The organism is Psychroflexus longus, assembly GCF_020164595.1.
Taxonomy (GTDB): domain Bacteria; phylum Bacteroidota; class Bacteroidia; order Flavobacteriales; family Flavobacteriaceae; genus Psychroflexus; species Psychroflexus longus.
On record NZ_JAIQZE010000004.1, the window covers coordinates 53,502 to 75,088 of the forward strand.

Below are 21,587 nucleotides of genomic sequence, written 5' to 3' on the forward strand. Positions count from 1 at the left end.
TTTAACCAAAACTAAATTTAATTATGAGTACACTAATTATAATATTTAAAGTTATTATTGCTTTAGGAATATTAAACGTCTGGCTGTTAAGATTCAATAAAAAGACAGAATGGCGTGGAGGTGGTGCCGGGAGTATGAATGAAGAATTTGAAAAGTATGGTTTACCCGTTTGGTTTGTACCAGTTATTGGTTTTCTAAAACTATTATTTGCAATCCTACTTGTTATCAGTATATTTAAAACAGGCTATAATTTAGCGCTTATCGGATCTATTGGTATGGGAGTTTTAATGATTGGGGCCATCGGCATGCACATTAAAGTCAATGACGAATTAAAGCGCTCATTACCAGCCTTTTTAATGTTGGTAATGTCTGCAGTTATAGCCTTTTCTTAAGGCTTAGTTTCTAAATTTGTAATATCGATAGGTATTCCGAAGACACTTTTTTGAGTAGATACAATCATTCCAGACTGGGTTTCTACCCAGTCTTTCCATTTTGCTTCAATCCCACCCACAGGGATAATTGAAACCCACATTTTAAAAGATTTAGGTCTGTTATTTTCATCTACTGTCCATAAATAAGAATCTCCAGGTGTTGATCCTCCAGAGGTGTATGTGATCAACAAGCCTTTATTCCCATTTTCCTCAACAATTCTTCTTTCTACATTGTCTTCCATCAATTTATAGGGGGCAATCAACCAGAATGAATCGTTATTGAAGTTTTTGATGGAGGACTTAATGAGTTTATCATCATCTGATTTTTTTGATGAAATTACTTCACTATTTGAATAGTCCTTTAAATCAAGTTTTACTTGATAGTCATCTGATTTTACAATAACGAAGTTTTCAGCTTTATGCCATTCGTAAGAATGAATTCCTGCGAATGTCCAACTTATTACTTTCGTGTTTTTATAGGCTTCATAATTTAATTCTTCCAAAATTTTTTCTGCAAGCTTATCTGCCTCGTTACCTTGTTGGCCTTCTGGTAATTTTTCTGATAAGAAATAGCCTGTAATTGTTATTATTAAAATGAGACTAAGTAAGGCTATTCCAATAACCTTTAATATTTTAAGTAAGAGTTTCATAACTGTTATTTCTGTTCATTAATCTTTTTCATGCAAAATGCTCTTATATCTTCAAAGAAACTTTTGAACTCTGCTTCAAATTCATTTTGATGCAATAAATAGATGTCAACGCCTTTGTGAAGCTGAGTTTCATGTTTGGTTTTGTTGTTCATCTGTTTTAAAATCCTAGTTAAGTTGTCAAGGTCAGCATAACTGAGAAGCCAGTTGTGTTCTATCATGTAAGGAACAACTTTGCTAATTTTTTCTGGCAGCAAATGCTGATTACTATCCAGCAGAAGATAGAATTCTTCGGCGAAGCTAGATAATTTCACATCACAATACTTATCCCAATTTTTAGCTAGAATATGATCATAAATCATATCGATAACAACGCCATTGTAATGTCTAAGTTCATGAAAAAAGCGGTGAGCTCCCTTGGAAACTAATGGGTGATGATCGGTAAAGTCGTCAATAGCTCTATGCAGCAAAATTCCTTTCTGAATTTCTTCAGGATATTTTAAGTAAGACTTCCCTTTGATTTCATCTGCCATGAAGTTTCCAAGCTTCAGCAAATCGTTATTTCCGGAAAGATAGATGTGAGCCAAATAATTCATTGCTCTAAAGTATATTATTAAGCAGTTTTAGCAAATATTTTATGAGTTAAATCTTTTGACTTGTATCTTTACCCCACAAAAATTTCATCAAAACCAAAATTATGACACTTATCAAATCTATATCTGGAATCCGAGGAACTATTGGCGGAAGAGTGGGAGACAATCTTACCCCTCTCGACGTCGTAAAATTCTCGGCAGCTTATGGCCAATGGATAAAGACTCAAAGGAATAAAGAAAACTACAAAGTTGTCGTTGGAAGGGATGCAAGAATTTCTGGTAAAATGGTTCAATCTCTTGTTATGCAAACTTTGTCTGGAATGGGCATTCATGTTGTCGATTTAGAACTTTCTACTACCCCAACAGTGGAAGTAGCTGTAAAAATGGAACATGCAGACGGAGGTATTATTCTAACAGCCAGTCATAATCCTAAACAATGGAACGCTTTAAAGCTCCTAAATAAGGATGGCGAGTTTTTGAATGCAGAGGAGGGCGAACAGATTTTAAAATTTGTAGATGAAGAAGATTTTGAATTTTCGGACGTAGACGATTTGGGTAAGATCACCTATCACAATGCTTACATCGATCTTCATATTGAAGAAATATTAGATTTGGAATTAGTAGAGGTAGATCGTATCAAAGAAGCTAACATAAAAGTTGTGGTAGATGCGGTCAATTCCACTGGTGGGATTTCCATTCCACCACTTTTAGAGATGCTTGGTGTTGAGGTAGTTAAGCTTTATTGTGAACCCAATGGAGAATTTCCTCATAACCCAGAGCCACTTGCCAAACATCTTTCTGAATTGTCTGAAAAGGTAAAAGATCAACATGCAGATTTTGGGATCGCCGTAGACCCCGATGTGGATAGACTAGCATTTGTTGACGAAAATGGTGAAATGTTTGGTGAAGAGTATACTTTGGTAAGCATAGCAGACTATGTTCTGAGCAGAAAAAAAGGTGCTACGGTTAGTAATTTATCATCGTCCAGAGCGCTAAGAGATATTACTGAAAAACATGGATGCGAGTACTTTGCTAGTGCTGTTGGTGAAGTGAATGTCGTTGCTAAAATGAAGGAAGTCAATGCCGTGATAGGAGGAGAAGGAAACGGAGGTGTCATATATCCTGAACTGCACTACGGAAGGGATAGTTTGGTTGGTGTTGCTTTGTTTCTGAGTTTGTTAACTGAGAAACAAATGAAAGTGTCTGTACTAAGACAAACCTATACTTCTTATTACATGGCCAAAGAAAAGATAGAATTAACTCCGGATCTTAATGTTGATTTATTACTGGATAAAATTCAGGAAAAATATAAAAACGAGGATATAACAACGATTGATGGTGTAAAAATTGACTTTCCAGATAACTGGGTTCACCTAAGAAAATCGAATACTGAGCCTATTGTTAGAATATATACTGAAGCTAAAAGTCAAAAAGAAGCCGATGAGCTAGCTCAGCGTTTTATATCTGAACTTGAAGAACTAAGCAAGTAAAAAACCTGATAAGACTTCAGGTGAACGCAGAGTTTTAAGGTCTTCTGAATAGATGATTTTCTTTTAAATCAGACGCTAGCTTTCAATTCATTTTCTGCTTTAATACTTTACTTCTATATAGTTTGGTGTTAACTATGGCAAAATCAGAAAAAATTAGAGGATGGTTAGCTGGGAATGCAGTTTAGGTAAAAGATATGATTGAATTTATACCTTCCTGTGTTTCCAGCGCTTGTGGGTCCAGAGGTAATATGCGGGTTCCTCATGTATTTGTTGTTCCAGCAAATTTAGAAACTGATCAGTGATTTTGTAGTCAGGAACATTCTTAGGTTGATTGGTGATCAGCTCAAAACTACATTTGTAGTGCCCACGTTTCACTTTAGAGATTTTTGTAAATACAACGGCATGGTCTAGTTTTTTGGCCATCATCTCGGCACCTGTGTAAACTGGGACCTCTACTCCCATAAATTTCTGCCAATGATGGGCTTTATCTCTTTTTGGAGATTGGTCCGAAATAAAACCGCTAACTGTGAGTTCCCCTTTTGCATTGACTTCGTTTAATACTTTCACTGTTTCCTTTGTAGTGATGAGGTAAGTATCATATTTTGCTCTTATACGTTTTACTAATCTATCAAAATACTTGTTTTTCAATCGCTTATAAATACCGTAACCTTTATGATTTATGAAGGTTTGTAAAATGAAAATCCATTCCCAATTTCCATAATGTCCTAAAATTAAAATTGCACTTTTATTTTTCTTTTCCAAATCTGAAAAAATGGAGAGGTTTTCCAACTGAAAACGCTTTTGGGCTTCTTCTTTTGAAATTGAAATCGATTTTATTGCCTCGAAAATCATGTCGCACAAATGCTTATAAAATTTCTTAGCGATAGCTTCTTGTTGTGATTTTGAATAGTTAGGGAATGCGAGTTCTAAATTACTGAGAACTACTTTTTTGCGATAAGCGAATATGTTGTAAACCAATATGTAAACTGCATCGGAGAGAAGGTAAATAAGTTTGAAAGGAAGTTTTGAAATGACCCACAAAAAAGGGTACACTATTACATAAATCAATAATTGCATCAAGGCTAATTTTGGGCAAAGATAGGTATATTTGGCTTTTTGAGTTTTGAAAATTATGGGAGGATTAGATTTTATTGTTATTGCGATTATTGCAGCAAATGTGTTGATTTCCTTTAAAGGATTTAATGATTACGAATTCTTTAATCGTTATAAATTCGAAATCTCCTCGATTAAGGGAGGAGATAAAATCAGGATTCTGAGTTCAGCATTTCTTCATGTAGATACTACTCACCTTTTTGTAAACATGTTGACTTTATATTTTTTTGCCTCCAGTGTGGTGAGTTTTATTGGGACAGGTGGTTTCCTTCTGGTTTACTTTGGAAGCCTTGCTCTGGGGAATTTGCTTTCATTGCAATTCCATAAAAATGAACCTCACTATACAGCAGTGGGAGCGAGTGGTGCTGTTGTGGGTGTTTTGTATGCTGCTATACTTCTTCAGCCCGACATGATGCTTGGTCTATTTTTCATCATTCCAATTCCAGCTTATGTTTTCGGGATTGGGTATTTATTTTATTCCATATGGGCTATGAAAGCACGAAGAGACAATGTTGGACATGACGCGCATTTTGGAGGAGCTATGGGAGGATATTTCATTACCTTATTGCTATCTCCATGGGTTTTACAGGAACATTTATTGATGGTAGTTTTACTGGCCTTGCCTATTGCTGTTCTTTTTGTTTTGCAAAAGATGGGAAAACTATAATTTTATATATTCACTTGCGTTATTTTTTATTCTAGGTTGGTCATCACCTATATTTGCAAATATTTTTATCTATGAAATTTTTCAAGTTTATTTTTAGTAAAGCTTTTTTGCTTCAGTTGATAATCGCTGCAGTTGTTACTGTTGTTATGGTTTTTGGGACTCTAAAATATTTAGATATTAAGACTGATCATAACGAAACAGTCGAAGTTCCAGACTTATCAAAATTTGAGCTGGACATCGTTGATAAAAAATTGGAAGAAATGAATTTAAGACGTGAAGTTTTAGATTCTGCTAATTATAATCCAAACTACCCACCATACTCCGTTTTGGATCAAGTTCCAAAACCTGGAAAACAGGTAAAGGAAAATCGTAAAATTTACCTAACACTCAATCCATCTGGATTTATCGATGTCGAAATACCTCAAGGTTTGATAAGGCAGACCAGGAGACAAGTTGAGCCAACTCTCATAGCCTTAGGATTTCAGATTGGCGATGTTATCATGAAACCTGACATTGCTAAAGGTGCAATTTTAGAATTGAGACATAAAGGAGAAACCATAAAGGCTGGTGATAAGTTGCCTAAAACGAGTACAATAGACTTAGTAGTGGGAGACGGCAGTTTATAAACTGTTTTTTTCTTAAAATGTTCCAAACCACAATCACAATGCAAGCACACGATAATCTAGATGAGAATGATGACCTTTATGAACATCATAGATTTACAGCAACCAAAGGCCAAGAGCCACTGCGTGTAGACAAGTTTTTGATGAACTTCATTGAAAATGCCACACGTAATAAAGTACAACAGGCGGCTAAAGACGGCAACATCTATGTTAACGGCATTGCTGTTAAACAAAACTATAAAGTGAAAGCGGGTGACGAAGTAAAAGTTCTTTTGGCGTATCCGCCTTATGAAAACTTGCTTACTCCAGAAAATATACCTTTGGATATTGTTTATGAGGATGAAGCACTTCTTGTAGTTAATAAACCAACTGGTATGGTAGTCCATCCAGGCCATGGAAATTATTCAGGAACGCTTATAAATGCGCTGATTTATCATTTTGATAATTTGCCAAACAACAGTAGTGATCGCCCAGGGCTAGTCCATCGTATTGATAAAGACACAAGTGGTTTACTAGTGGTTGCCAAAACAGAATCTGCGATGGCTCATCTCACAAATCAATTTTTCCATAAAACAAGTAAGCGAGAGTATGTTGCTCTAGTTTGGGGAAATATGAATGAAGATGAAGGAACTATTGAAGGAAATATTGGTAGAAATCCTAAGAATAGACTTCAAAATATTGTCTATTCTGGAGACGAAGTCGATCAGGGAAAGCCTGCAGTTACTCATTACAAAGTCATAGAACGTTTAGGCTATGTCACTTTAATATCCTGCCAACTCGAAACAGGCAGAACTCACCAAATTCGTGTACATCTCAAACACATTGGTCATACACTTTTCAATGATGAGCGCTATGGAGGAGATAGGATATTGAAAGGAACAACCTTTACAAAATATAAACAATTTGTAGATAATTGTTTTAAAATTCTTCCTCGTCAAGCTCTGCACGCAAAAACTTTAGCCTTTGAGCATCCAGTTTCCAAAGAGTGGATGGAATTTGATTCTGAAGTGCCTTCAGATATTTCAGATTGTATAGAACGGTGGAGAAATTATGCTAAAAATAGTAAAGAAAATATTTGAAATAAGATAAAGCTATAGTGTTATCTGAAATTATTAGTTAACTATATATATTACCTTTTGAAATTATTTTAAATTTAAATAAAAAATGAAATTAGTTGTATCCCCCGCAAAATCATTAAATCAAGAATCCAAACTTCCTACCAGCAAATATACAAGACCCGTTTTTGAAGAATTGGCAGGACAAGTCAATCGTAAATTATCGAGAATGACAAAGGATGAGATTGGAGAGCTTATGAATATAAGCGATAAACTTGCAGATCTCAATTACGGCAGGTATCAAGAATTTGAACAAGAACATTCTCCGCAAAATTCTAGACCTGCTATTTATATGTTTGATGGTGATGTATATTCTGGGATTGATGCCTATTCTATTCCCGAAGATAAAATCAATCGTTTACAAAATTCATTGAGAATTTTATCCGGCATGTACGGAATCTTAAAACCACTTGACTTGATACAGCCTTATAGATTGGAAATGGGAACAAAACTCTCTATTGAATCTAATAATGATTTGTATGAGTTGTGGAAAGATAAAGTTACAGCACAACTTAACTCTGAATTGGATAAAGATGAGCTTTTTGTCAACCTGGCAAGTCAAGAATATTTTAAAGCTATAGATTCCAAAACGCTCAACGCTAAAATTATCAGTCCTGTTTTTAAAGATTTTAAAAACGGAAAACTTAAAATTATAAGTTTTTATGCCAAGAAAGCTAGAGGACTTATGGTAAGATATATTTTGGACCAAAACATAGACTCCCTAGAAGATATCAAAGGTTTTGATTATGACGATTATCGCTTTTCTGAGGAACATACGACAAACGCAAATGAGCCTGTATTCATAAGATAATTATTAGCCAGTGAAATTTAAGAGCAAAAAAGATACCAGTTCTCGATATATTCTAGCAGGATTCTCTTTGCTTTTTACAATTCTAATCAGTGAAAGTTTTTTATTCGTTGATTTTTCTGTACCATATTTAATTGTATTTGATTCAATTATAGTATTGATATGGTTGACTATCCTGTGGATTTATTTTGGAACCAATTACAAAATAAAAAACAAAAAACTATATATTAGAAGTGGTCCTTTTCGGAATAAAATAAAAATTGAATGCATCAAAAAAATTCTTGTCGGTAAAACTTCACCGTCTGGCTCACAGCTCGGAACTTCAAGACAGGGACTTATTCTTTTTGATAACAAGGGAAAGGAAACTTATATATCTCCAAAAAGTAATGATAAATTTGTTGATTATATCAAAGAAATTAAACCTTCCATTGAAGTTGAAATTTACGAACGTCACATATTGAAATAATGTTCTTCTTCTTTGGAAAGAAGTCTGGATTTTACAATAAATCTAAAGCCTTCTGGAATTTCTAAAGAAAAACTAGAGCCTCTTCCTTCTGTAATGTCTACGGTAAGGTGAGTGTGTTTCCAATACTCAAATTGAGCTTCGTTCATATAGAATTTAACGCCTCCGATTTCTCCCATAAAAATATCGGATTCATCCAGATAAAAATCTTCTTTGGGAAGAAGCATAGGTGAGGAGCCATCACAACAACCACCGCTTTGGTGGAAAATAACGTTTCCGTGTTTTTCCTTCAATTCTTCTAAAACTTTTTCGGCTTTTTCAGTTATATCTACTCGTGTGTATGCCATGGTAATCTTATTTTAAATTTAAAAACCAAACATCTCAATCTTTTAAATTAGCAGTATTGAATTCAGCATAAAGTAAAAAATAAAGATGTTGGGTAGGAATTATTTAAACTGATCTTCTTATTCTAAAAGAAGCCAAGTTTGTTCTTATCGTAAGAGATGAGCATATTCTTGGCTTGGCGATAGTGATTGAGCATCATCAAGTGGTTTTCACGACCAAATCCAGATTTTTTATAACCACCAAATGGAGCATGAGCTGGATAATCGTGGTAACAATTGACCCAAACTCTTCCAGCTTTGATTGCTCTTGGGATTTGATAAAGTTGGTGAGCATCTCTTGTCCAAACTCCGGCTCCAAGACCATAAAGAGTGTCATTTGCAATTTCTAATGCTTCGGCTTCATTTTTGAACTTACATACTGTTAACACAGGTCCAAAAATTTCTTCCTGAAACACTCTCATTTTATTATGACCTTCCAAAATGGTTGGCTGAATATAAAAGCCGTCGGCATATTCTCCACCGGCTTTGAAGGCTTCTCCGCCACAAAGAACTTTTGCACCTTCTTCTTTACCTATGTCCATGTACGATAAAATCTTCTCGTATTGATCATGAGATGCTTGAGCACCAATCTGGGTGTTCATATCGAAAGGGTCGCCCTGGATGATGGCTTTAGTTCTTTCGACAACGCGTTTCATGAACTTATCGTAAATATCTTCTTGAACCAAAAGGCGAGACGGACAGGTACAAACCTCGCCTTGGTTGAAAGCAAAAAGAACAGCTCCTTCAATGCATTTGTCTAGGAATTCATCATCATGATCCATAACAGAATTGAAGAAAACATTGGGTGATTTACCACCTAGTTCCATTGTCACTGGATTCAGGTTTTTGGAAGCATATTGCATGATGAGTTGACCCGTAGTAGTTTCTCCTGTAAAAGCTACTTTGTTTACTTTAGAACTGGAAGCCAAAGGTTTTCCTGCTTCTGGTCCAAATCCATGGATGACATTTAAGACTCCGGGAGGAAGTAAATGACCTATTTTTTCCATGAGGAATGTTGCAGAACTTGGAGTTTGTTCTGCTGGTTTTAGAACCACACAATTACCAGAGGCTAGGGCAGGCGCTACTTTCCAGGCTAGCATGAGCATTGGGAAGTTCCAGGGAATGATTTGAGCGACTACACCCAAAGGTTCTTTGATGATTAGAGAAAGGGTATTTTCATTGAGCTCTGTAGCACTGCCCTCCTCAGCTCTTATAGCTGAAGCAAAATATCTGAAGTGATCTACAGCTAGAGGAATATCTGCATTTACTGTTTCTCTGATGGCTTTACCATTATCGTAAGTGTCAATCGCAGCGAAATCGTTTAAGTTTTCTTCTATAACATCAGCTATTTTTTGCAAAATAGAAGCTCTGTGAGCAGCTGATGTATTTCCCCAGGCTACTTTTGCTGCATTGGCAGCATCTACAGCCTTTTCTACATCTTCTTTTTGAGACCTTGGATATTTTGCGATTAGCTGATTATTGGTTGGAGATGTATTCTCAAAATATTGACCACCAATGGGGTCTACAAATTCTCCGTTGATATAATTACCATACTTTTCTTTGAATTTTGGTTTTGTGTGATTCATAATATAATGTATTTAAAAATTAGAATTAGTTAAATTTAGAGTATTACAGTTGATTATAATATAATAATACTACTTTTAAATATCATTATTCTCCTTTGTTTAAGAATGTCTATGAACTCCATTTTACATACTCATAAAAGTCTAAGGAAGATTGAAACTCTAGTAGAAAACAGAACAATTTATTCTGCTGAATTTGCTGAGATGAATATTTATGAAACACATCAAAAAGCAGAGCAAGTCTATTTAGAATTTGATTTTCCTATTATAGCAACAATGATTTCAGGTAGAAAAATCATGTATTTGAAAAATAAGGCGACTTTTGATTTTTTGCCTGGCGAGTCTGTTGTTTTACCAGCAAAAAATAAAATGATTATTGATTTTCCTGAAGCAACTATAGATTCTCCAACGCGATGCATGGCATTAGGAATCGATTCAGAGAAAATTCAAGAAACTATAGATATTTATCAAAATGCTACTGAGATTGAAGAAAGTTTTGCAATGAGCTCTAATTTGAATCTTTCTCCATTACATCTGAATAACAATTATCAAGTTCAACACCTTGTTGATAGACTTTTGCAAACTTTCACGAGTGGTCATAAATACAAAGACGCTCTTTTGGATGTGATGATCAAAGAATTAATTCTTCGTCTTCTTCAAACTAATGCGCGAGCAGCATTACTTGATGAAACTTCCTATTTGTTTGATAATAACAGAATGGCTTTTGTCTTGAAATACATTCGAGAACATTACAGGGAAGACATTAGTGTTGAAAATTTAGCTGATAAAGCTTGTATGAGTTCCTCACATTTTTATAAGACTTTCAAAAATACTCTTGGAGAAACTCCTATAGAATACTTGAATGGTGAACGCCTGAAACAAGCCAAAAAACTTATCAGGACTTCGTCTTCTAAATTATCTGAAATTGCCTTTTCATGTGGTTTTAATAGCTCTAGTTATTTTAATACGCAGTTCAAAAAACAAGAAGGGATGACTCCAAGTCAATTCAGGAAGACAATTTTACATTGATAGTATTCAAAAACTGATATTTATCATATAATACTGATTTTGAGTCTGTTTTGTAACTTTAGTATCTTTCGTTATTCTGCTTTCATCTTAATTTAGCTTTATAATAAAAAAAAGAAATTATGAAAGTTGAACAAATTTATACAGGATGTATTGCTCACGCAGCTTATTATGTTGAAAGTAAAGGCGAAGCTGCTATTTTTGATCCACTAAGAGAAGTCCAACCTTATATTGATAAAGCTAACGAGGATAATGCAAAAATCAAATATGTATTTGAAACTCATTTCCATGCAGATTTCGTAAGTGGTCATTTAGATTTAGCCAAAAAGACTGGCGCAGATATAGTTTTTGGCCCAACTGCTAAGCCAAGTTTTGAAGCACTTATCGCAAAAGATAATCAAGAATTTAAAGTTGGAGATTATACTATTAAAGTGATCCACACTCCAGGACATACTTTGGAATCAACAACTTATTTGTTGATTGATGAAAATGGAAAAGAACACGGAATTATAACTGGTGATACTTTATTTATTGGAGATGTAGGTCGTCCAGACTTGGCACAGCATGTCATTGCAGACCTTACTGAAAGAAAACTTGCTGCTCATCTTTATGACTCTCTAAGAAATAAAATTATGCCGTTGTCTGATGATTTAATTGTATATCCTAACCATGGTGCAGGAAGTGCATGTGGTAAAATGATGAGCCAGGAAACTACAGATACTCTCGGAAATCAAAAGAAAACAAACTATGCTTTACGACCAGATATGACTAAAGAAGAATTCATTAAAGAATTGTTGGAGGGATTGGCACCACCTCCCGGATATTTTCCTAAAAACGTTCTTATGAACATCCAAGGTTATGAAAGCATAGATGATATTATAGATAGAGGAGAACAACCTTTAGAACCAAATGCTTTTGAGGCCGCTGCAAATGAAACTATGGCTTTAATACTAGACACTCGAGAAGCTCAAGATTTTCATAAGGGATTCATTCCTAATAGTGTAAATATTGGATTGGATAATAATTTTGCTCAGTGGGTTGGAGAACTTATACCAGATATTAAGCAACAAATCCTTTTAGTTACAGATCCAGGGAAGGAAGAGGAGAGTATTATCCGTTTGGCTAGGGTAGGTTACGACCACGCTATAGGTTATTTGAAAGGTGGTATGGATGCTTGGAAAGAATCTGGAAGGGAAATAGATACAGTAAATAGAATTACTGTAGAAGAATTAGAAAAAAGACTTAAGGCTAATTCTGCAAAAGTTTTTGATGTACGTAAGAAAAGTGAATATCAATCTCAACATATAAAAGGAGCAGAAAACACACCTTTAAATGAATTAAATAAACATCTGGCAGAATTTCCAGACAGTGAATTTATTATTCACTGCGAAGGGGGCTATAGAAGTATGATTGCTGCCTCTATATTAAAACAACGTGGGATCGATAATGTAGTCGATGTCATAGGTGGTTTTGAAGAGGTTTTGGAAAATGATGAGATTCCAAAATCAGAGTATGTTTGTCCTTCGACACTTCTGTAAAGTTTTGATTTTGTTCAATAAAAAAGCTCCAATGAATTGGAGCTTTTTTTATTATAAGTGTAATCCACACTCAGTTTTTGGATTGTTGTTCCAGCGTCCGCTTCTGTCTTTTCCTGGAACTGTACAATGTTTACACCCTATGGAATGATAGCCTTTACTTACTAAAGGATGAAAAGGTAGATTGTGTTTTTTTATAAAATTGTCTCTTTCTTCTTTACTGACATCAAGCAGTGGATAAAATTTTAAAATTTCTCCTCTTTGCTCAAAGACATCTAAAGACTCTCTATGGTCGCTTTGCCATTCCATTAAACCAGAAACCCAAACGGTGTACTTTTCTTTTATCACCTCCAAAGGTTTAACTTTATTGATGGAGCAACAAAAATCTGGATTTTTAGTCCAGGTTTTATCCTTGGTGGTGAAGTCATGTTCATGCTTTAGAGCACTTAGAGATCTTACATTCAGATGATAAGTTTTTGTAAGTTGCTTTTTGTAGCTCAAGGTTTCATCAAAATGATAACCTGTATCTATAAAATAAATTATCTGGTCAGCATTCACTTCAGAAAAAAGCTTTAGCAAGAAAGCAGACGTAGCCGCAAAAGAACTAGTGACCATAACTTCAGCTTGATCAAAATCATCATATAAAGTTTTGATACGATCTACGATGCTTAAAGATTTATATTTTTTATTTAATTGTTCTATTTCTTGACTGGAAACGATTCTCTTTTCTGCAATTTCACACATTCTATCTCTAGATATTTTAACTTCGCGAATATAAGTAACTGATTAGTTTTAGGCTTTACTTTGTATTGATAACTTTGATACAGAATTTCTTAAACTCATCATTCAACAATAAATTTAAATACATAAGATATATGGGGTTTTTTGACCAACTTTTTAATACAAAATCTACTAAAACTACAGACGAGGCCAAAACTTCCAATTTTACCTGGAGAACATTGGAAGACATAACACAACTAGATGCAGTAGAAAAGCTTTCAGAAGAAAAATTGGTTGTTATTTTTAAGCATTCTGTAACCTGTGGTATCAGTAATATGGTTTGGCATCAATTTCAAAATGAAATTGATTTCAATAATGACGATATCGAGATGCTATATTTGGATCTTTTAGCACACAGAGATGTTTCGAATGAAATTACGAGACGTTTTCAAGTCTTACATCAATCTCCACAAATTTTGGTTATAAGAGATGGAGAAGTCCTTCATCACGCCTCTCATTCTGCAATAAGATTATCAGATATTAAGCACTTTTTATCTTAAGATGAAAAGTGCTTAATATGTTTAGTTGTTTATGACAAGTTTTTTTGTAGTTGTGTAAGACCCGTTTGATAGCTTCACTAGATATATTCCAGTAGAAAGAGAACTTGTATTCAATTTCACTTCTGAATTAGATACGCGATTACTAGTGACCTTCATTCTTTTACCTATCATTGAATAGACTTCAGTCTCAATTTCATTACCTAGGATGGCATCATATTTAATATAAACAGCTCCAGTGCTAGATGGATTTGGATATAATTTAAAATTGTTTTCAGCCTCAATGTTTTCTGTTCCTAATGTTACAGGCTCAAAAGTGATTTCAAACCTATCTGAAGAGCTGGATTCTGAAATGGAGCTGTCCACATTAAAATCAAATTTATTATCTCCATCATCGAGCTTTAAAATATCGCCTGTATAATTGTCTTTTATATAAACCTCATAACCTTCAATTTCAGTTAAGCTAACAAGCATTGTGTAATCCTGACTAGTATAATTTCCAATCCAAAATTTTAATTTTTCACCTATCTCTGGATATTGTCTTTTTTCAATAGCTAAATAATTGGCTTGATTCGACAAAATACTGAATGACTCTTCATTATTCCAAACCTTTGTAGCGTCATTTTGATTCACCTCATTATCATAATTGTTATTGAATTTGAATCTAACTCCATCAACGATTTGACTACCTTTTTTTCTTATTAGAGTTAAATCAATTTTTCCAATTTGTTCAGGAATACTAAAGACTTCATTTGAAATTGAATTATCAGTTTTATGTTTTTCTTTGAAAACCAAAGATGGTTGATTTTGTTCACTAGCAGAAGGTGCAGTTTCAATAAATACAGATTGATTTGGTTGAATATATCTATAATTATCTTGTTTATTTGAATTTAAATTTTTTCCAGATGGTACATATTCAACAGGTTCAGAACTTAAATCAACAGTAACGTAACCACCTCTTGTTTGTAGGGCTGGCGTCCAGGCGTAATAAAAATTTCGTTTCAAGTTTGAGGAACTTTCTGTCATTGCTCTTTTAAAATCTACCTGAGCTTGATAAGGATTCCCAATAAGTGAAAATCCATTTGGTGTTTTGTTTAATTCATGAGAAAGATCTACATCACCAGTAACTATTTCTCCAGTACTTCGCAGTGTTGTAGAACCTGTATATGCAGAGTTGCTAGAATATATATTAGTACTTCTGTCGCCTCTTATAAGAATACTATAAGCTTTTCCTGCTTCTAATGTATTTTGATCTGTATTAGAAATTGCCAGCCAATTTCCTGAATTTATATTCCAGGTAAATAAAGAGGGATTGCCTGTTAATGAAGCATCAAATCCTTTATTTCCTTGTTTACTTCCTGTTATATGAGTTCCGTAACCTGGATTTGGATTTTTATTTGAATTGTAATTATTATCTGTGTTGTTGACATTTTCTTGCCAGTTATCTCTAATGGATCCAGTAGTATTTACAGATGAGCTTAAATACCTGTATGCTCTATTAGAAGATGGTAAATAACGCTCAATCCTTACAGCGCCAATAATTCTGCTAGATCCTACTACTTCTTTAAGTATAGCAGTACGTGTGGAATCAGATTTAAAAGTGATCAGATTTTCTTCTGGAGCAATTCCAGAATAATTGGTAATTAAATTTCCATTAAGCAATTCAATATTTTTATAAATGTCAATATTTCCGTTTACTAATTTGACATTACTTGGATTATCAATAATTAGTGATTTGATTTCAGTATTACCTATAAAAGCTATGTCTTGTTCTTGATTTCCTGAAAATATTATTTTACCATTTTTGGAATAAATTCGTGCACCTGATAAAGATTCGTCCAAAATATTTAATTCACCCCTATTGTATATTTTTTTAGATCCTTGAAAATCAATATTTTCAATTACAAACGTAATACCATAATCAATACAAAATGTAACATTATTTCCGAGCTTATAAAATCTTTTATTACCCTTTGGTTCAAGTTTATAAGTGTAATTATTTCCGTTATTTTTAATACAAATAGTTTGCTCTTCGGTATTATCGTAATTATTGCCGTTACCTGGAAGATTATCATTTGGCCCATTTATAACAACTGAACACTCACATTCATTCTCAAAAGACTGCGCAAAACCAGAAATACTAAAACTTAAAATATATATGAAAAGTAGTTTTTTATTCATTTGATTTTTTTTGCAAAAATAACTAGCAACATTAAATATCAATTATTCATAATTGTCCCCTTGTATTAATAATTGCTTTTATTGAGTTAATGTTTTACAAATGAATTCGCTGAAGCGTCAATGTTTGTAGTACATAAACTGCTATAACGATTCCGTAAGGAAAGCGAAAAATCGTGATTTAGAGAAAACTATTCAAAAAAGCAATTTGAAAAAACTATTGACAAATAGAATGGTCTTATAGTTTTAAATATGGAATACCAATACAACTATAATTATTTGAAATCAAGTGCGTGGGATATGAAACAGCTTTAATTTAAATTAATCTAAAATTGTAATTATGAACAAGATAGATTTATTGAATGCAGTCAAGAATCAAAAACTAATTGAAGTAAAAGATATTCTTAAGCAAGATCCATCTCAAATTAACATGAAAGACGAGAGGGGATTCACTCCATTACTTTATGCGACTTACATGGATAATGTCCAAATTGTTGAGAAATTACTTGAGTATAATCCAGATGTGAATGCTCAGGATGTAACAGGTAATACAGCTTTAATTGGGGTAAGATTCAAAGGAAACATTGATATGGTCAGCTTATTATTAATTAATGATGCTGATATTAATCTAGCCAATAATAAAGGGGCTACAGCGCTTACTTATGCAGTATGTTTCAATAGAATTGAAGTTGTGAAGGTACTGATTAAGAATGATGCAAATACACTATTAATGGATCAGGATGGACTCTCTGCTTAAGATCAAGCAGAAAAAATAGGATTTGAAGAGATAAAGGACTTACTCTAATGAAATTTTGGCATAAAAAAAGCCGGATCATTAATGATCCGGCTTAAATATTCAAAAGATAGTATTAGTCTTTAGATGAACTAACTGCCAAAGAATATACTACTAAACCAAAACCAATCTTGTTTACTGCATCACCAATATTGTAAACAACATTCATTGACATTTGTGCTGATTCAATATCAGATACTAATTGTAATCCAAAAAGACCACCTTCAGTACCTAAAATGTAACCTAGCGGATAGATTGCCCATCCTACTAATACGAACCAACATAAAATCTTGTGTGCTTTCAATACTTGACCACCAGCGGATACAGCCAATTTCTTAGCTTCTCCAAACCAAACAATGTATACAATTACAAAGTAAGCGAGTCCTGAAATTAGACCCCAAACCCATTGCATAGTTGGATTTGTTGATGCTCCTGTGCTGTCTAAATAAAGAGCTTCTCCAAAGTATCCAGTTACAAGCATCACTACTGACCAGAAAATTAATTTCCACATCAATGATTGCTTAGCACCAGCTACTCTTAAAATTAGGAAGAATTCAACACACATAAGTGGTACTGTCAAGACCCAGTCTACATATCTAAAGAATGTAGGTGACTCTCCAATTTGATCCCAATAATCTCTCATGTAGAAGTAGTGAACTGCTGCAATGAAAGTAATTAAACCGGATACTAATACTGAAGTTCTCCACTTTTTATCAAACTGACTTAGTGATAAAAAGAAAAAGGCAGAAGCAGCCATCATAGCCATACTACCTACGAAAAAAGTAAAACCTACGTAATCGTCATTTGCGATTTTTGATACGTCGGCCAATAAGTACATAAAAGTTCTCATAGCATTAAATAGTTTAAGTTTGTTTATCCAAATGTAGGAATAAATTAAACATGAAATTTTACTTTTAGAAAATTTTTTGAATTATTTTTGTAATATATGAATGATTACAAGCAGAAATTCTATAATTACATAATTCTCTTAACCCTTTTCGCAGTTGGCGCAACCGAAATCTTTTCACAAGATCTTCAGTATGTTATAGCTTTATTGGGAATCTTTAGTTTTGGTATTTTACACGGTTCTAATGACCTTTTTGTGATAGAGAAATTAAACCATAACGATAAACAAAAACAATTTTTGAAATCACTCTTCACTTACTTAGGAGTAGTCTTTACCTTTGTAGTGGTCTTTTACGTTATTCCATTGTTTGCATTAATTGCTTTTGTACTTATTAGTGGTTATCATTTTGGAGAACAGCACTTTCACAGTAAAATTACCAATCAATCTTCAACTTTAGCGTCTTTCTTCTATTTGAGTTATGGGCTTTTAATTTTATTCCTCCTCTTGTACTTGAACCTGGAAGAGGTAATTGTTATTATAAAAGACATGACTAATTACACGGTCCCTGATTCTCTATTTCTCATTGTATTAATAGCATCATTTATTTCAAGCTTAATCCTATTTTATTTTAACTCTATAAATAATTCTAAGTTAAAATCCTCAGCATTGGTCAATATCTTGTACTTGGTCATGTTTACAGTACTTTTTTATTTGAGTGACGTAGTGTGGGGTTTTGCTGCATATTTTGTCCTCTGGCATAGCATTCCATCACTAAAAGATCAAGTGAACTCGCTTTACGGTAAATTTCATTTTAAAAATTTCATGAAATACTTTAAAAAAGCATTTCCTTACTGGCTAGCTTCAATTCTCGGTATGATAGTGGTTGTTTGGTTATTTAAAGACACCAAAAATTTTCTGTCCTTGCTTTTTGCATTCATTGCCGCAATTACTTTTCCTCATGTATTCATTATGAGAAAATTATTTGACCGTCGTTAATCGTTTTGAATTTTCATTCTAAAAGTTTTACTGTTTTCATCAAACACAATGAAATCAGCTGGAAATAAAGTTTTAAAAGCTCCCTTTTGAATTAATTCTGAAGGAGTTCCAAAATCAACTTTTCCTTCATCGATTAGTATGATTTTATCACAAAGCTGAAGCGCTAAATTGATTTCGTGAGATGCAAAAAGAATGCTTTTTTGAGAGGTTTTTACTATGGTCTTAAGCAGTTGTAGAACATAGGCTTTATGAAACATATCGAGATGTGTGGTGGGTTCATCCATCAAAATTAATGGGGTATCTTGAGCCAAAGCCCTTGCGATCAATACTTTTTGAAATTGACCATCACTTAAGGAGTCGCACAATTTATCTTCCTTTTGAACTAAGTCCACCTGACTTAATGCTTTGTTAACTTTTTCAATATCTATTTTGCTCAACTGTCCCATCCAGTTGGTGTAAGGATGCCTACCCAAAGCAACCAATTCCATAACAGTCAGTTGTCTTGACACAGGCTCATTGGTTAAAACGAGGCTTAAATATGTACCTAAGTCTTTATCAAGGAGTCCTGACAATAACTGATGATCAATTTTTACTTCTCCAGACAAGGCAGGAATTTGGCCCGAAAGTGTTTTAAGCAAAGTCGACTTACCAGAACCGTTTACACCTATTAAAGCTACAAGCTCTCCTGTTTTGACTTCAAAATTAATCGCTTCAGCAACAGAAATTGTGCTTCTTTTTTCTCTGTAACCAACGTTTAAAGAAGAAGTTGAAAGCAAAATTTTATCGTGATTAAATTCAGAAGACATATTAAAAATTCAATTTTCGTTTTCTTAATAACAACCATATCACAACTGGAGCTCCAAATATGGAGGTGACAGCGTTTATTGGTAATGTACTTTCAGATCCTGGTAGTTGAGCAATAATATCACAAAAAAGCATCAATATTGCACCGCCTAAAATGATACTTGGTAAAAGAATTCTATGGTCATTGGTGGGGACGAGTTGTCTTACCAAATGCGGTACGGCCAAGCCTACAAAAGCTATTGGTCCAGCAAGTGCAGTAGCACTTCCAGCTAAAATAGAAGTTGAAACTATAATTAAAATCCGGTTTTTTTTCAATTGCACTCCCATACTTTTGGCGTAATTCTCGCCGAGCAATAAGGCATTGAGATTTTTGAGACAAAAGATAGCAAAGCTTAATCCGATAAACCAGCAAATGGATAAGATTCCAACTTCCTGCCAGGATAAATTGCCTAAACTTCCAAAAGACCAAAAAATATAAAGCTGAAGTTCATTGGAACTGCTGAAATATGCCAAAACACTGACTATTGCCGAGGTAAGACTTGCTACCATTAACCCTATGATAAGTAAAGTCATCGTGTCTTTTACTCTTTGTGCAGTGGAGAGAACAGCCAACATTACAACTAAACTTCCACCGCTGGCCGATAGGATAATGGCCCATTTTGAAAACAAAAACTCCCCAAAAAAACCTGATAATAAACTTGCACCCATAATCAAAAAAGCAACACCTAAGCTTGCACCGCTACTTAATCCAAGTACATAAGGTCCAGCTAGTGGATTTCTAAATAATGTTTGCATCAAGAGACCGCTCACTGCAAGACCAGAACCTATCAGAATGGCGGTTATTGTTTTAGGAAGTCGATAATTAACAATGATATAGTCCCAGGTTGAGTTCTCGATCGATAAACCAAACAAACTTTTTAAGATGTCTTGAAATGGAATGGAAACAGACCCTAAAGACAGACTCAGTATGATACCAACGAGCAATACGATAAACAAAAGAAAGTGGTTTATAAAGGCTTTACTCAAGACTCAAGGGCTTAAAAAAAGTGAATTCTTCATTTTCTAAAAGTTCTGGGTGGAAAATTTTCACTAAATCTTTTAGGATCAAATCTGGTCGATTTGGGCCTAATTCGTAAAACAAAACACCACCAGTTTCTCCAGTCGTTCTGGCCATAGTAAATATATTTTTTTCCTGAAAAGCTTCAAACTCATTATAGTGTGTGTTGCTTTCCAACAGCTGATCATAGGATGTGAATTGACCAGGAGATATCCAGAATTTTGCGTTTTGAGCATCTTCCAAAACGGTTTCAAAAGAATAAGCAGCGCTGCCTTTTCCTTCGGTATGCTTGTAGATATAATCCGCATTTGCATCTTGGAAAAATTGAGCTTGCCAGCTTGTTCCATAAGGCAGGTACCAACGGTCTTGATGCATGGCTCCAGAAATAACCGTAGGTTGGTCAGAGATTTCGGTAGCTAATTTTTTTATTGAATTGTAAGTTGACTCAACTTCATCAAAAGCCTGAACCGAAGCTTCCAGTTCACCAAGAAATACTCCGAAAAATTTAATCCACTCAGCTTTACCTAAAGCATCGTTTTCTAACCAATCTCCGTTGTATACTACAGGTATTCCTGAATTTTGAATCTGATTCAAAGTTTTATTCTGTCCTTCAATAGCAAAACTGAATACCACATCGGGTTGGACCGAAAGTAGAACTTCCGTATTGAGGGATTCATTTTTCCCCAACTCTGTTATTTTTCCATCATTAATCATTACTCTGGCTTCTTCAGAAGAAATATAATTGAGTTTAGGAAAACCGACCAATCGATCCAATTTGTTTAATGTGATGAGCGAAGGAATATGAGTTGTAGAGGTAGTAACCAAACTTTTTATGGGTAATTGAATCATGACATCGTAAGTAATGTTATCAGGAATTTTACCGTTTTCTTTAGTTAATAGGTATACAATATCCTTTTTGGCATTTTGCCAAGGAGAGTGAACCGTCACTTTAGTGAATTCAGGATACTCGTGGATTTCAAATCCATTAGCATATTCTATTTCAATTTCAGTGTAGTTTTGATTGTCATTAGATGATTCTTCTACTTTTTTACACGCAAAAAAACATGAAAAGATAATAAAAACTAATAGTGGTTTCATTCAGTTTGAAGTTTTGACAAAAGTATGATTATTTATTTTGAATCTAATCCGCCTAAATTT

The 21,587-nt window shown here is 34.0% G+C and carries 23 protein-coding genes; 12 read left to right on the top strand and 11 right to left on the bottom strand.

What is annotated here, in order from left to right; translation table 11 throughout:
- Positions 1-23 precede the first annotated feature (23 nt).
- Positions 24-392, top strand: a complete 369-nt coding sequence (locus LB452_RS05260) for a DoxX family protein (protein ID WP_224460682.1) — start codon at positions 24-26, stop codon at positions 390-392.
- Here LB452_RS05260 and LB452_RS05265 read toward each other — a convergent pair.
- Entirely contained in the window at positions 389-1,081 is a 693-nt protein-coding gene (locus LB452_RS05265) for a hypothetical protein (protein ID WP_224460683.1), read from the bottom strand. The genes LB452_RS05260 and LB452_RS05265 overlap by 4 nt on opposite strands.
- A 5-nt stretch (positions 1,082-1,086) precedes the next feature.
- The gene (locus tag LB452_RS05270) at positions 1,087-1,674 is read right to left on the bottom strand and encodes an acyl carrier protein phosphodiesterase (protein WP_224460684.1); all 588 of its coding nucleotides are present in this window, start codon (positions 1,672-1,674) and stop codon (positions 1,087-1,089) included.
- 101 nt (positions 1,675-1,775) lie between these two features.
- Between LB452_RS05270 and glmM the strand changes: the two genes are divergently transcribed.
- Entirely contained in the window at positions 1,776-3,161 is a 1,386-nt protein-coding gene (gene glmM, locus LB452_RS05275; RefSeq protein ID WP_224460685.1) for a phosphoglucosamine mutase, read from the top strand.
- Between the two features lie 204 nt (positions 3,162-3,365).
- Here glmM and LB452_RS05280 read toward each other — a convergent pair whose 3' ends face one another.
- On the bottom strand, positions 3,366-4,238 hold the full coding sequence (locus tag LB452_RS05280) for a lysophospholipid acyltransferase family protein (protein ID WP_224460686.1): 873 nt from the start codon (positions 4,236-4,238) through the stop codon (positions 3,366-3,368).
- A gap of 55 nt (positions 4,239-4,293) precedes the next feature.
- Between LB452_RS05280 and LB452_RS05285 the strand changes: the two genes are divergently transcribed.
- From LB452_RS05285 to LB452_RS05305, 5 genes are all read left to right on the top strand, one after another.
- Positions 4,294-4,941, top strand: a complete 648-nt coding sequence (locus tag LB452_RS05285; RefSeq protein ID WP_224460687.1) for a rhomboid family intramembrane serine protease — start codon at positions 4,294-4,296, stop codon at positions 4,939-4,941.
- 71 nt (positions 4,942-5,012) lie between these two features.
- The gene (locus tag LB452_RS05290; protein ID WP_224460688.1) at positions 5,013-5,567 is read left to right on the top strand and encodes a PASTA domain-containing protein; all 555 of its coding nucleotides are present in this window, start codon (positions 5,013-5,015) and stop codon (positions 5,565-5,567) included.
- Positions 5,568-5,605: 38 nt separating this feature from the next.
- Complete coding sequence (locus tag LB452_RS05295) at positions 5,606-6,643, top strand: RluA family pseudouridine synthase (protein WP_224460689.1); 1,038 nt, start codon at positions 5,606-5,608, stop codon at positions 6,641-6,643.
- An 85-nt stretch (positions 6,644-6,728) separates the two neighbouring features.
- Entirely contained in the window at positions 6,729-7,490 is a 762-nt protein-coding gene (yaaA, locus tag LB452_RS05300) for a peroxide stress protein YaaA (protein WP_224460690.1), read from the top strand.
- Between the two features lie 10 nt (positions 7,491-7,500).
- Positions 7,501-7,953 carry a PH domain-containing protein gene (locus LB452_RS05305; RefSeq protein ID WP_224460691.1) on the top strand — a complete coding sequence of 151 codons (453 nt, stop codon included), beginning with the start codon at positions 7,501-7,503 and terminating at the stop codon, positions 7,951-7,953.
- Here the strand turns inward: LB452_RS05305 and LB452_RS05310 are convergent.
- Together LB452_RS05310 and LB452_RS05315 are read right to left on the bottom strand one after the other, a co-directional pair.
- A complete protein-coding gene (locus LB452_RS05310) occupies positions 7,938-8,297 on the bottom strand; it encodes a DUF779 domain-containing protein (protein WP_224460692.1) in 360 nt (119 codons plus the stop codon). The genes LB452_RS05305 and LB452_RS05310 overlap by 16 nt on opposite strands.
- Positions 8,298-8,419: 122 nt before the next feature.
- On the bottom strand, positions 8,420-9,919 hold the full coding sequence (locus LB452_RS05315) for an aldehyde dehydrogenase family protein (protein ID WP_224460693.1): 1,500 nt from the start codon (positions 9,917-9,919) through the stop codon (positions 8,420-8,422).
- 111 nt (positions 9,920-10,030) lie between these two features.
- On the opposite strand from LB452_RS05315, the gene LB452_RS05320 reads away from it, so the two are divergent.
- Together LB452_RS05320 and LB452_RS05325 are read left to right on the top strand one after the other, a co-directional pair.
- Positions 10,031-10,945 carry an AraC family transcriptional regulator gene (locus LB452_RS05320; protein WP_322966030.1) on the top strand — a complete coding sequence of 305 codons (915 nt, stop codon included), beginning with the start codon at positions 10,031-10,033 and terminating at the stop codon, positions 10,943-10,945.
- Positions 10,946-11,064: 119 nt separating this feature from the next.
- Positions 11,065-12,480, top strand: coding sequence for an MBL fold metallo-hydrolase (locus LB452_RS05325; protein WP_224460695.1), 1,416 nt, complete (start codon positions 11,065-11,067; stop codon positions 12,478-12,480).
- Between the two features lie 51 nt (positions 12,481-12,531).
- Here LB452_RS05325 and LB452_RS05330 read toward each other — a convergent pair whose 3' ends face one another.
- Positions 12,532-13,221 (bottom strand): phosphoadenylyl-sulfate reductase, encoded by a 690-nt coding sequence (locus tag LB452_RS05330; RefSeq protein WP_224460696.1) that lies wholly within the window; start codon positions 13,219-13,221, stop codon positions 12,532-12,534.
- 131 nt (positions 13,222-13,352) lie between these two features.
- Between LB452_RS05330 and ytxJ the strand changes: the two genes are divergently transcribed.
- The gene (gene ytxJ / locus LB452_RS05335) at positions 13,353-13,757 is read left to right on the top strand and encodes a bacillithiol system redox-active protein YtxJ (RefSeq protein WP_224460697.1); all 405 of its coding nucleotides are present in this window, start codon (positions 13,353-13,355) and stop codon (positions 13,755-13,757) included.
- Between the two features lie 21 nt (positions 13,758-13,778).
- Here the strand turns inward: ytxJ and LB452_RS05340 are convergent, their stop codons facing one another.
- A complete protein-coding gene (locus LB452_RS05340; RefSeq protein ID WP_224460698.1) occupies positions 13,779-15,935 on the bottom strand; it encodes a T9SS type A sorting domain-containing protein in 2,157 nt (718 codons plus the stop codon).
- Positions 15,936-16,272: 337 nt separating this feature from the next.
- Here LB452_RS05340 and LB452_RS05345 point away from each other — a divergent pair, with 337 nt between their 5' ends.
- Positions 16,273-16,689 carry an ankyrin repeat domain-containing protein gene (locus LB452_RS05345; RefSeq protein ID WP_224460699.1) on the top strand — a complete coding sequence of 139 codons (417 nt, stop codon included), beginning with the start codon at positions 16,273-16,275 and terminating at the stop codon, positions 16,687-16,689.
- Positions 16,690-16,801: 112 nt separating this feature from the next.
- Here the strand turns inward: LB452_RS05345 and LB452_RS05350 are convergent, their stop codons facing one another.
- Positions 16,802-17,575 carry a bacteriorhodopsin-like gene (locus LB452_RS05350; RefSeq protein ID WP_224460700.1) on the bottom strand — a complete coding sequence of 258 codons (774 nt, stop codon included), beginning with the start codon at positions 17,573-17,575 and terminating at the stop codon, positions 16,802-16,804.
- A 96-nt stretch (positions 17,576-17,671) separates the two neighbouring features.
- Here LB452_RS05350 and LB452_RS05355 point away from each other — a divergent pair, with 96 nt between their 5' ends.
- Complete coding sequence (locus LB452_RS05355; protein ID WP_224460701.1) at positions 17,672-18,568, top strand: Brp/Blh family beta-carotene 15,15'-dioxygenase; 897 nt, start codon at positions 17,672-17,674, stop codon at positions 18,566-18,568.
- Here LB452_RS05355 and LB452_RS05360 read toward each other — a convergent pair.
- From LB452_RS05360 to LB452_RS05370, 3 genes are read right to left on the bottom strand one after another with little or no spacing between them, the layout of a single operon-like run.
- Positions 18,565-19,374: an ABC transporter ATP-binding protein gene (locus LB452_RS05360; RefSeq protein ID WP_224460702.1), complete on the bottom strand. Its 810-nt coding sequence runs from the start codon at positions 19,372-19,374 to the stop codon at positions 18,565-18,567. The two genes, LB452_RS05355 and LB452_RS05360, sit on opposite strands and share 4 nt — an antisense overlap.
- A gap of 1 nt (position 19,375) precedes the next feature.
- Positions 19,376-20,398, bottom strand: a complete 1,023-nt coding sequence (locus tag LB452_RS05365; protein WP_224460703.1) for a FecCD family ABC transporter permease — start codon at positions 20,396-20,398, stop codon at positions 19,376-19,378.
- The gene (locus LB452_RS05370; RefSeq protein ID WP_224460704.1) at positions 20,391-21,527 is read right to left on the bottom strand and encodes an ABC transporter substrate-binding protein; all 1,137 of its coding nucleotides are present in this window, start codon (positions 21,525-21,527) and stop codon (positions 20,391-20,393) included. The genes LB452_RS05365 and LB452_RS05370 overlap by 8 nt, the downstream gene beginning before the upstream one ends.
- Positions 21,528-21,587: the final 60 nt, after the last annotated feature.

Bases quoted from the DNA above. Each gene is read 5' to 3' on its own strand.
- LB452_RS05260 (WP_224460682.1), top strand. From the start codon at position 24: ATGAGTACACTAATTATAATATTTAAAGTTATTATTGCTTTAGGAATA.
- LB452_RS05265 (WP_224460683.1), bottom strand. From the start codon at position 1,081: ATGAAACTCTTACTTAAAATATTAAAGGTTATTGGAATAGCCTTACTT.
- LB452_RS05270 (WP_224460684.1), bottom strand. From the start codon at position 1,674: ATGAATTATTTGGCTCACATCTATCTTTCCGGAAATAACGATTTGCTG.
- glmM (WP_224460685.1), top strand. From the start codon at position 1,776: ATGACACTTATCAAATCTATATCTGGAATCCGAGGAACTATTGGCGGA.
- LB452_RS05280 (WP_224460686.1), bottom strand. From the start codon at position 4,238: ATGCAATTATTGATTTATGTAATAGTGTACCCTTTTTTGTGGGTCATT.
- LB452_RS05285 (WP_224460687.1), top strand. From the start codon at position 4,294: ATGGGAGGATTAGATTTTATTGTTATTGCGATTATTGCAGCAAATGTG.
- LB452_RS05290 (WP_224460688.1), top strand. From the start codon at position 5,013: ATGAAATTTTTCAAGTTTATTTTTAGTAAAGCTTTTTTGCTTCAGTTG.
- LB452_RS05295 (WP_224460689.1), top strand. From the start codon at position 5,606: ATGCAAGCACACGATAATCTAGATGAGAATGATGACCTTTATGAACAT.
- yaaA (WP_224460690.1), top strand. From the start codon at position 6,729: ATGAAATTAGTTGTATCCCCCGCAAAATCATTAAATCAAGAATCCAAA.
- LB452_RS05310 (WP_224460692.1), bottom strand. From the start codon at position 8,297: ATGGCATACACACGAGTAGATATAACTGAAAAAGCCGAAAAAGTTTTA.
- LB452_RS05315 (WP_224460693.1), bottom strand. From the start codon at position 9,919: ATGAATCACACAAAACCAAAATTCAAAGAAAAGTATGGTAATTATATC.
- LB452_RS05320 (WP_322966030.1), top strand. From the start codon at position 10,031: ATGAACTCCATTTTACATACTCATAAAAGTCTAAGGAAGATTGAAACT.
- LB452_RS05325 (WP_224460695.1), top strand. From the start codon at position 11,065: ATGAAAGTTGAACAAATTTATACAGGATGTATTGCTCACGCAGCTTAT.
- LB452_RS05330 (WP_224460696.1), bottom strand. From the start codon at position 13,221: ATGTGTGAAATTGCAGAAAAGAGAATCGTTTCCAGTCAAGAAATAGAA.
- ytxJ (WP_224460697.1), top strand. From the start codon at position 13,353: ATGGGGTTTTTTGACCAACTTTTTAATACAAAATCTACTAAAACTACA.
- LB452_RS05340 (WP_224460698.1), bottom strand. From the start codon at position 15,935: ATGAATAAAAAACTACTTTTCATATATATTTTAAGTTTTAGTATTTCT.
- LB452_RS05345 (WP_224460699.1), top strand. From the start codon at position 16,273: ATGAACAAGATAGATTTATTGAATGCAGTCAAGAATCAAAAACTAATT.
- LB452_RS05350 (WP_224460700.1), bottom strand. From the start codon at position 17,575: ATGAGAACTTTTATGTACTTATTGGCCGACGTATCAAAAATCGCAAAT.
- LB452_RS05355 (WP_224460701.1), top strand. From the start codon at position 17,672: ATGAATGATTACAAGCAGAAATTCTATAATTACATAATTCTCTTAACC.
- LB452_RS05360 (WP_224460702.1), bottom strand. From the start codon at position 19,374: ATGTCTTCTGAATTTAATCACGATAAAATTTTGCTTTCAACTTCTTCT.
- LB452_RS05370 (WP_224460704.1), bottom strand. From the start codon at position 21,527: ATGAAACCACTATTAGTTTTTATTATCTTTTCATGTTTTTTTGCGTGT.